Annotated in this window: 2 protein-coding genes; both read left to right on the top strand. The window is 67.8% G+C overall.

Annotated features, from left to right (window positions below; genetic code table 11):
* Positions 1 to 34 precede the first annotated feature (34 nt).
* Positions 35 to 7,825 (top strand): non-ribosomal peptide synthetase, encoded by a 7,791-nt coding sequence (locus DFR29_RS28410; RefSeq protein ID WP_208113768.1) that lies wholly within the window; start codon positions 35 to 37, stop codon positions 7,823 to 7,825.
* The coding region (locus DFR29_RS28405; RefSeq protein WP_133822023.1) for a non-ribosomal peptide synthetase at positions 7,822 to 10,976 on the top strand (3,155 nt) is incomplete at its 3' end. The genes DFR29_RS28410 and DFR29_RS28405, both read left to right, overlap by 4 nt.

The following is a 10,976-nucleotide window of genomic DNA, read 5'->3' as shown; positions in this document are numbered from 1 at the left end:
GCAGCTGGACGAATGGCAGGCGCGCTATCCCGCCATGACGCGGCTGTATCCGGCCACGCCGATGCAGGCCGGCCTGCTGTTCGAAAGCCTGCTCGGTGTTTCCAGCTACCTGATCCAGACCTATCCCGTGCTGCGCGGCGAACTGGACGCAGGCGCGTTCCGCCGGGCCTGGGAACAGGTTGTCGAGCGCCACGATATTTTCCGCACGGCGTTCGTCGGCGAAGGCGAGGGCTTGCACCAGCTGGTGTCAGCGCAGGCGACGCTGCCCTGGCACGAAGAAGACTGGAGCGGACTGGCCGCCGACGAGCAGGAACGCCGCTTCGACGCCTATCGCGCGCAGGACAAGGCGACCGCCTTCGACTTCGCCCGGCCGCCGCTGATGCGCGTTGCGCTGTTCCACCTGGGCGCAAGGCGTTATCAGCTTTTGTGGACAATGCACCATATTCTGCTGGACGGCTGGTGCATTCCGCTGGTCTATCGCGACGTGATGCAACTGCTGCAGGCGCAGCTGCAGGGCCGCAGCGCCAGCCTGCCGGCGGCGCCGCCGTTCGAAGCACATATCGCCTGGCTGCAGCGGCAGGACCGCGAGCGTGCCAAGGCACACTGGGGCGAGGTGCTGGGCCGCATCGATGCACCGACGCCGCTGGCCGTCGACCGCCTGCCTGCGGGTGGCGAGAGCGGCTATCGCGAACAGTTCCTGGAATTGAGCCAGGCACAGACCGAAGCCTTGCAGGCGGCAGCGCAGGCACAGCGCATGACGGTGAATACCCTGGTGCAATGGGCCTGGGCGTATCTGCTGCATCGCTACAGCGGCGAGGCCGAAGTGGTGTTCGGCGCGACCATTGCGGGACGTCCGGCGGAAGTGCCGGGCATCGAGGACATGGTCGGCCTGTTCATCAACACCATTCCGGTGCGCGTCGCGTTTGCGCCGGAGCAGGGCATCGCCGCCGCGCTGGCCACGCTGCAGCAGGGATTCCAGCGCAGCAGCGACTACGGCTATCTGTCCCTGCCCGAGATCCAGCGCCAGTCGCGCGTGCGCGCCGGCACGCCGCTGTTCGACAGCCTGCTGGCCTTCGCCAACTACCCGCTGGACGCCATGACCGACGCGGCGGCGGCACCGGCGGCCAGCCGCCTGGAAATCGAGCGTGCCGGCCACGACGACCAGACCAATTTCAAGCTGTCGCTGAACGCCAACCTCGATCGCATCCTGCGCGCACGCCTGGCCTACCGGGCCGAGGATTTCGCCCAGGACACGATAGAACGTCTGCTCGGCCACCTCGGCCGCATCCTGGACCAGCTGCCGGCGGCGATCGCCGCCGGCGACGGCATCGCCAGCCTGCTCGGCGAGGACGAAATCCGCCAGCTGCGCGCCTGGGGCGAGCCGCTGCGCGAGGCCGCGCCGGATGTCTGCGTGCATGAACTGTTCGAAGCCCAGGCAGCGCGCACGCCGCATGCAGTGGCCGCGGTATTCGGCGAACAGCAGCTCAGCTATGGGCAGCTCAACGCGCAGGCCAATCAGGTGGCGCACTATCTGCTGCAGCAGGGCGTGCAAAGCGACACCCTGGTCGGCCTCTGCGTGGAGCGTTCGCCCGACATGCTGGTCGGCATGCTGGGCATTCTCAAGGCCGGCGCGGCCTATCTGCCGCTGGACCCGGACTATCCGCAGGAACGCATCGCCTTCATGCTGCAGGATTCTGCCGTCGAGCACGTGCTGACCCAGAACGCCATCCTGGAAGCGCTGCCGCTGCTGGGCGAAAAAACCGTGCTGCCGCTGGACCCGCCGCTGCGCGAGCTGTTCCTGGCGGCGCAGCCCGAGCACAACCCCGGCCGCCGCGAATTGGGCCTGACGCCGCGCCACCTGGCCTATGCCATCTACACCTCGGGTTCCACCGGCCAGCCCAAGGGCGCGCTGATCGAACACCGCAACGTGGTGCGCCTGGTGCATGCGGCCAACTACGTGCAGCTGAGTCCCGGCGCGGTCATGGCGCAGGCCTCCAACAGCGCCTTCGACGCGGCCACCTTCGAGATCTGGGGCGCGCTGGCCAATGGCATGAGCCTGTTCCATATCGGCAAGGAAACCCTGCTCGATCCGCTGCGGCTGGCGCGCGCGCTGCAGGACGGCCGCGTCGACACGCTGTTCATCACCACGGCGGTGTTCAACCAGATGTCCATCGTCGATGCCAGCGGCTTTGCCCGCCTGCAGCACCTGCTGTTCGGCGGCGAAGGCGTGGACATGGAAGCGGTGAACCGCGTGCTCGCCGCCGGCAAGCCGCGCCATCTGCTGCATGTCTACGGTCCTACTGAAAACACCACGTTCAGCAGTTTTTTCGAAATTGTGGAAAAGCGCGCCGATACCTATCCCATCGGCAAGCCCATCGCCGGCACGACGCAGTACGTGCTCGATGCGCAGCGCCGGCTGGTGCCCTGCGGCGTGACCGGCGAGCTGTACCTGGGCGGCGACGGCGTTGGCCGCGGTTACCTGGGCCAGCCCGAGCTGAGCAACGAACGTTTCGTCGCCGATCCGTTCGGCAGCGCGCCGGATGCACGCCTGTACCGCAGCGGCGACCTGGTGCGCTGGCTGCCGGAAGGCGAGGTTCAGTTCGTCGGCCGTGTCGACGACCAGATCAAGATCCGCGGCTTCCGCATCGAGCTGGGCGAAATCGAAAGCCAGCTGCGCGGCCATGAAGCGGTACAGGAAACGGTGGTGGTGGCGCGCCAGGACGGCGGTACCACGCGCCTGGTCGCCTACGTGGTCTGCGTGCCCCAGGCCGAGGAGCGCAGCGAAGTGCTGCTGGCCAAGGACTGGCGCGCGTATCTAAAACAGCGCCTGCCCGACTACATGCTGCCGGCGGCCTTCGTGGTGCTGGACAGCCTGCCGCTCAACAGCAATGGAAAAGTGGACAAGCGCCGGCTGCCGGCGCCGGACTACCAGGCGCAGCAGCTGTACGTGGCGCCGCAGAGCGAGATCGAGCAGAAACTGGCCGACATCTGGTGCCAGCTGTTGCGTATCGACCAGGTCGGCGTGCACGACAATTTCTTCGAGATGGGCGGCGATTCCATCCTGCTGATCCAGGTGGTCTCCCGCGCCAACCAGGCCGGCATCGGCATCACCACCAAGCACCTGTTCGAAGCCCAGACCATTGCCGAAGTGGCGAAACTGGCCAGCAGCGAAGGCGCAATCGTCGCGCCGCAGCAGGAAATCTGCGGTGCATTGCCGCTGCTGCCCATCCATCACCTGTTCCTCGGCGGCGATGCCTGCGACCGGCATCACTTCAACCAGTCGGTACTGCTGCAGACGCCGGCAGATTTCGATGCGGCGGCGCTGCGCGCGATGGTCGCGGCGATCTACCGCCGCCACGATGCACTGCGCCTGCGCTTCGTGCAGGAGCAGGGGCAGTGGCAGGCCAGCCACGCGCCGCTGGATGCAGCGCTGCTTGCCGACAGCTGCGTGGTCGAGACCTTGCCGGCCGACCCGGCCGGGCAGCGCGCCTTCCTCAGCCTGCGCTGCAATCACTGGCAGGCCGGCTTCGACCTGGCTCAGGGCCCGCTGCTGCGCGCCGTGTATTTCGCCCCGGCCGAGGCGGGCGACAGCGGCCGCCTGCTGCTGACGGTGCACCATATCGTCGTCGACGGCGTGTCCTGGCGCGTGCTGCTGGCCGACCTGGAACAGGCCTACGAGCAGCACCGCAACGGCCAGGCCGTGGTGCTGCGCGCCAAGACCTCGTCGTTCCAGCAATGGGGTTCTGCACTGCTGGACTATGCGCACAGTGCAACATTGCAGCAGGAGAAGGCCTACTGGCTGGCGCAGAGCGGTGCACAGGTGGCGCCGCTGCCGGTGGATCGCGAGATCGAAGGGCAGGGTGCCATTGCCACCTCGCGCGCCGTCGTGGTCAGCCTGGATGCGGACGAGACGCGCGCCCTGCTGCAGCAGTGCCCGCGTGCCTATCGCACCCAGGTCAACGAACTGCTGCTGGCCGGCGTCTACCTGGGCATGCGCGAGTGGACCGGCGCCGACGGCTTGCGCCTGCGCCTGGAAGGACATGGCCGCGAGACGCTGTTCGACCAGCTGGACATCACCCAGACGGTCGGCTGGTTCACCAGCGTCTATCCGCTGACCCTGCGCAGCGCCGGCAGCGACGTGGGCGAGGTGATCAAGGCGGTCAAGGAACAGTACCGCGCCGTGCCGCATCACGGCATCGGCTACGGTGTACTGCGCTACCTGGCCAATGACGCCGAGCTGGGCGCGATGGCCGCGGCGGTCGACGAATCCGGCCTGGAGTTCAACTACCTGGGCCAGTTCGACCAGGTGATCAACGCCGACACGCGCTTCCAGGCGGCGGCCGAAGGCAGCGGCGCGCAGGCCAGTTCGCGCCGCCAGCGCTCGGCCCGGCTGGCCCTGAGCGGCAAGGTGTTCGGCGGACAGATGCAGTTCGCCCTGAGCTACAGCAACAGCCAGTACGACGAATCGACCATGCGCCGGCTGGCGCAGCTGCTGCAGGACGGCATGCGCCGCGTCATCGCGCATTGCCAGCAGCCCGGCGTCGGCGCGTATACGCCGTCGGACTTCCCGCTGGCGCGGGTCGGCCAGCCCCAGCTGGATGCCTGGCAGCTGCGCTATCCCTCGCTGGCACGGCTGTATCCCGCCACGCCGATGCAGGCCGGCCTGCTGTTCGAAAGCCTGCTCGACCGGTCCGCCTATGTCGTGCAGACATTTCCCATTTTGCGCGGCGCGCTGGACGTGGCGGCATTCCGCAGCGCCTGGCAGCAGGCAGTGGACCGGCACGATGTGTTCCGCACCGCCTTCGTCGAAGGCGAGGAACTGCACCAGCTGGTGCTGGCCCAGGCCAGCCTGCCCTGGCACGAGGAAGACTGGAGCGGCCTGCCGGCGCAGGAGCAGCAGCATCGTTTCGAGGTGTACCGCGCCCAGGACAAGCAGGCCGGTTTCGATTTCGCACGGCCGCCGATGATCCGCCTGGCCCTGTTCCGCCTGGGCAACGATCGCTATCAGCTGCTGTGGACCTTGCATCACGTGCTGCTCGACGGCTGGTGCGTGCCGCTGGTCTACCGCGACGTGATGCGCCTGTACCAGGCGCAGCTGGAAGGTCGCGCCGCCGATTTGCCGCCGCCGCCGCCGTACGAACAGCACATTGCCTGGCTGCAGCGCCAGGACGGCGACGCGGCGCGGTCGCACTGGCGCAACCTGCTGGCGCAGATCGATGCACCGACGCCGCTGGTGGTCGACCGGCTGCCTGGCGACGGCGACAGCGGCCGCCGCGACGAATCGGTGGAACTCACGCCGGAACAGACCCAGGCCCTGCAGGCCACGGCCCAGGCCCAGCACACCACCGTGAACACGCTGGTGCAATGGGCCTGGGCCTATCTGCTGCACCGCTACAGCGGCGAGAGCGACGTGGTGTTCGGCGCGACCATTTCCGGCCGCCCGGCGGCGGTGCCGGGCATCGAGGAAATGATCGGCCTGTTCATCAACGCGATTCCGGTCAAGGTCTCGTTCGGCACTCAGCGCAGCGTCGCTGCGTCGATCGCGGCGCTGCACCAGGATTTCCAGCGCAGCAACGACTTCGCCTACCTGTCGCTGCCGGAAATCCAGCGCCAGTCGCGTGTGCGCGCCGGTACGCCGCTGTTCGACAGCCTGATGGAATTCGGCAATTACCCGCTGGATGCGATGGCCGACGTGGCCGCGACACCGGCCGCTTCCGAGCTGCAGCTGGAACGCCGTGGCCATGACGAGGCCAGCAACTACAAGCTGGGCCTCAACGTCAGCTTCGGCCGCACGCTGAAAGTGAAGATCGGCTATCGCGCCGAACAGTTCGCCCAGGCCACGCTGCAGCGCCTGCTGCGCCACCTGGCCCGGGTACTCGCCCAGCTGCCTGCGGCGGTGGCCGGCACTGGCACCATCGGCAGCGTGCTGGACGAAGCCGAGCTGGCGCAGCTGCACGACTGGGGCAGCGGCCCGCAGCTGGCCTTGCCGGTGCTGTGTGCGCACCAGCTGTTCGAGGCCCAGGTGCGGCGCGATGGACAGGCCACGGCCGTGGTCTGCGGCGAGCAGCGCCTGAGCTATGCCGAACTGAATGCCCAGGCCAACCGGGTTGCGCGCTATCTGCTGGACCAGGGCGTGCGGCCGGACAGCCTGGTCGGCCTCTGCGTCGAACGCTCGCCGGACATGCTGGTCGGCCTGCTCGGCATTCTCAAGGCCGGCGCAGCCTACCTGCCGCTGGACCCGGAATATCCGGAAGACCGCATCGCCTACATGCTGCAGGATTCCGCCGTCGAACACGTGCTGACCCACAGTGCCGTGCTCGAAGCGCTGCCGCTGCTGGGCGATAAGACCGTGCTGCCGCTGGATGGGCCCATGCGCGACCTGCTGCTCGGCGCCTATGCCGACGGCGACATCGACCCGGCCGAAAGCGCGGTCACGCCGGCCCACCTGGCCTATGCCATCTACACCTCGGGTTCCACCGGCACACCCAAGGGCGTGCTGCTGGAGCATCGCGGCCTGGTCAACCTGGCGCAGAACCAGTCGCGCCTGCATGCACTGTCGCCGCGCAGCCGCGTGCTGGCGTTCGCCTCGCTGAGTTTCGATGCGGCCACCTGGGAATGGCTGATGGCCCTGAGCAACGGTGCCAGCCTGCATATCTGTGCCCAGGACGAGCGCTATTCGGCGCCGCGCCTGTCGGCACTGCTGCTGGAGCAGGGCATCACCCACGCCACGCTGCCGCCGGCCCTGCTGGCACAGTTGGACGCCAGCGCCGACTACGCCCTGCAGGTGCTGGTGGTTGCCGGCGAAGCCTGCGACGAACAACTGGCCTGGACCTGGGCGCAGCGCTGCCGCGTCTGCAATGCCTATGGCCCGACCGAAACCACGGTCTGCGCCACCCAGTCCGACGTGCTGCCTGGCCAGCGCATCAGCCTGGGCCGCGCCCTGGCCAACTTCGACGTACAGGTGCTCGACGCCCAGCTACAGCCGCAGCCGGCCGGCCTGCCCGGTGAACTGTGTATCGGCGGCGCCGGCCTGGCCCGCGGCTATCTGAACCAGCCGCAGCTGACGGCCGAGCGTTTTGTGGCGCATCCGCAGCGGCCGGGCGAACGCCTGTACCGCAGCGGCGACCTGGTGCGCTGGCTGCCCGACGGCGAGCTGCAGTTCCTCGGCCGCGTCGACAGCCAGGTGAAGATCCGCGGCTTCCGCGTCGAGCTGGGCGAGATCGAGGCCCGGCTGGCCGCCTGCGACGGTGTGCGCCAGGCCGTGGTGGTGGCGCGGGAAGACGTGGCGGGCAGCAAGCGCCTGGTCGCCTACCTCGTCGTCGCGGCCCAGCGCGACACCCTGCCCAACGAAGTGCTGCTGGCCAAGCAATGGGCGCAGCAGCTGCGCCAGCAATTGCCGGACTACATGGTCCCGGCCGCCTTCGTCATCGTCGAGCAGATTCCGCTGACCGGCAACGGCAAAGTCGACCAGCGCCGCCTGCCAGCGCCCGACTACCAGGGCCAGCAGGACTACGTCGCGCCGCAAAGCGCGACGGAAACGACCCTGCTGGCGGCCTGGTCGGACCTGCTCAAGCTCGACAGCCTGGGCGTGACGCACGACTTCTTCGACCTGGGCGGCGATTCCATCCTGATCATGCGAATGAGCATGGAAATCAAGGCCGCCTTCGCCGTCGAGCTGCCCGTGCGCGAGATCTTCGAGCGGCCGACGATCCGATCCCTCGCTGCCCGCATCGACGAGTTAGTACTGCAGCAATCGCTGAAGACCAGCATTTCCTTCGACGTGGATGCCGCGGAAAGCAATAACCAGGAGTTGATCGAGCTATGAGTTTTCGCGGATTGCTCAATGACTGCCAGGCCAGGGACATCAAGCTGGCGGTCAAAAATGGAAAGTTGCTGCTCAGTGACGAGAAAGGCAATCTGACGGCCGAGCTGAAGCAGGCGCTGAGCCTGCACAAGGCCGCCATCATCACCTGGCTGCAGGGCAGCGACAGCGAGGCCATCGCGCGGCGCGACGGCCTGGCCGAGTATCCGCTGTCGTTCTCGCAGCAGCGCCTGTGGTTCATCGACCAGCTCGGCGGCAGCACGCAGTACAACGTGCCGTCGGCCTTTGCCCTGAACGGCCGGCTGGACGAGGCGGCGCTGCAGCAGTCGCTGGATGCCGTCGTCGCACGCCATGCCGTGCTGCGCACCGTGTTCCGCCTAAAGGACGGCGAGCCGGTGCAGTGCGTGCGCGAATTCGCCTCGGTAGCGGTGGAGCGCATCGACCTGGGCAGCCTGGGCGAGGACGAGCAGCGCCGCCAGGTCAGGGCATTGCTCGCCGCCGAGCGCACCACGCCGTTCGACCTGGGCAACGACCTGATGCTGCGCTGCCGCCTGCTGCGCCTGGGTCACGATTCACATGTTGTTTTGTTCACCATGCACCATATCGCCGCCGACGGCTGGTCGCTGGGCGTGCTGATCAAGGAATTCGTCGAAGGCTACGAAGCCTTCGGTGCCGGGCGCCAGCCGGTGCTGCCGGAACTGCCGATCCAGTACGCCGACTTCGCCCATTGGCAGCGCGAAGCGATGCGCGGCGGCCTGGTCGAGGCCGAACTGGCGTACTGGAAAGAGGCGCTGGACGGCATTCCCAGCGTGCACCGCCTGCCGCTGGACAAGCCGCGCCCGGCAGAACAGCGCTTCGAGGCGCAGCGCCATGGCCAGCGTCTCGACAAGGCCCTCAGCGACGGCCTGCAGCAGCTGGGCCGCGCGCACAATGCCACGTTGTTCATGGTGCTGCAGAGTGCATTTGCCGCCGTGCTGCAGCGTTTCAGCGGCGATGGCGACATCGTCATGGGCGTGCCGCATGCGGGCCGGGCGCAGAAAGAGCTGGCACCGCTGATCGGCTTTTTCGTCAACACGCTGGTATTCCGCAGCCAGCTGCGCAGCGACCTGCGCGTGAGCGAGCTGCTGGCCCAGGGGCGGCAGACGGCGCTGGACGCGTTCGCCCATTCCCATGTCCCGTTCGACCTGCTCGGCGATGCGCTGCGCCACGAGCGCAGCCTGGCCTACAACCCGCTGTGCCAGATCAAGTTCGTGCTGCAGAACTTCGAAGCCGGCGAACTCAAGCTGCCCGGCCTGCAGCTGGCACCGGTGGAGCAGGGCAGCGGCCGCGTGCATTTCGACCTGGACCTGACCGCGACCGAGTCCGCCGACGGTATCCAGCTGAGCTGGACCTACAAGGACGAACTGTTCGATCGCACCAGCATCGAAAACCTGGCCAAGGCCTATCGTCGCCTGCTGCAGCAGATGGTGGCGCATCCGTACGCGCGTCTGAACGAGCTGGACTGGCTGGACGCGGACGACGCTCAGAGGCTGCGCAGCCAGGGCCAGGGTCCGCAGAGCACGGTGTGGCGGGAACTGCCGCTGCCGCAGCAGTTCGAGCAGCAGGTGCTGCGCACGCCGCAGGCGATTGCGCTGCGCTGCGGTGCGGATGAATTGAGCTATGCCGATCTTGATGCGAAGGCCAGCCGGCTGGCGCATGCGCTGATCGAGCAGGGCGTGGCAGCCGGTGCGCGCGTCGGTGTGCATCTGGAACGCTCGCTGGAACTGCTGATCGCGCTGCTGGCGGTGCAGAAGAGCGGCGCCGCCTACGTGATGCTCGACCACAAGCAGACGCCGGAACGGCTGCAGGCGATCCTGGCCGATGCGGGCGTGACCGTCGCGTTGCTCGACAGCCGTCGCTCGGTATTGCCGGTCGGCGGTGTGGATACGCTGTACCTGGACGATGCCGGCGTAGATGCGCAGTGGCTGGCGGAATACCCGTCGACGCAGCCGGATATCGCCATCGCCGCCGCGGACAGCGCCTACGTGCTGTACACCTCGGGCTCTACCGGCACGCCCAAGGGTGTAGAGATCCTGCATCGCGGCCTGACCGACTATTGTGCCTTTGCGCGCGAAGGCTATTACGCGGCATCGTTGAGCGGATCGCTGGTGGTGACGTCGCCGGCGTTTGACCTGACGGTGCCGTCGCTGTACGTGCCGCTGCTGACCGGCGGTTGCGTGGAACTGATCGCAGTTGACGATGACTTGGCCGGTTTCGCCGCGCGGCTGGAACAGGCCGACATACCGCCGGTGCTGCTGCGCCTGACGCCATCGCATCTGCAGGGACTGCTGCAGCTGGCCGACGAAACGCCGCGCCAGACTGCACATGTGTTCGTGATCGGCGGCGAAGCCTTCGGCGTGGATCTGGCGCGGCAGCTGCAGGCGAAGTATCCGCAGGCGCAGATCTACAACCACTACGGCCCGACCGAAACCGTGGTCGGCTGCAGCTGGTACGACGTGACGGCGAATCTGGCCGATCTGCAGCGCACGATTCCGATCGGCCGGCCGATGAGCAATACCGCGCTCTATGTGCTGGACGGGCAGGGCAGGCTGCAGCCGCCCGGCGTGGCGGGCGAGCTGTATATCGGCGGTGCGGGCGTGGCCAAGGGTTACATCAACCAGCCCGAGCTGACCGCGGCGAAATTCGTTGCCGATCCGTTCGAGGCCGGTGGCCGGCTATACCGCAGCGGCGACCGTGTGCGCTGGCGCCATGACGGCACGCTGGAATTCCTGGGCCGCCTGGACGACCAGGTCAAGCTGCGCGGCTTCCGCATCGAGCTGGGCGATATCGAAAGCGCGCTGCGCCGGCACGCGTCGGTGCGCGATGCGGTGGCCGTGGTACGCGGCGATCACAGCGAGGCACGCCTGGTCGCCTATGTTGCCGCCGAGGCGCAGGACGAGGCTGCGCTGGTCGAACAGCTGAAGACCCAGCTGGCCGCGCAATTGCCCAGCTATATGCAGCCTTCGGCCTATGCCGTGCTGCCGCGCCTGCCGCTGACACCGAATGGAAAGGTGGACAAGGCGGCTTTGCCGGAGCCGGAACGCCAGGCCCAGGTATTCGTCGCGCCGCAGGGCGAGACCGAGACCACGCTGGCGGCGATCTGGGCGCGCGTGCT

The sequence above is a fragment of the Tahibacter aquaticus genome (assembly GCF_004363655.1).
GTDB lineage: Bacteria > Pseudomonadota > Gammaproteobacteria > Xanthomonadales > Rhodanobacteraceae > Tahibacter > Tahibacter aquaticus.
This window is presented reverse-complemented; position numbering and strand designations above follow the sequence as displayed.

Coding starts and splice junctions, on each gene's coding strand:
- DFR29_RS28410 (WP_208113768.1), top strand. CDS start 35: ATGACGCGGCTGTATCCGGCCACGCCGATGCAGGCCGGCCTGCTGTTC.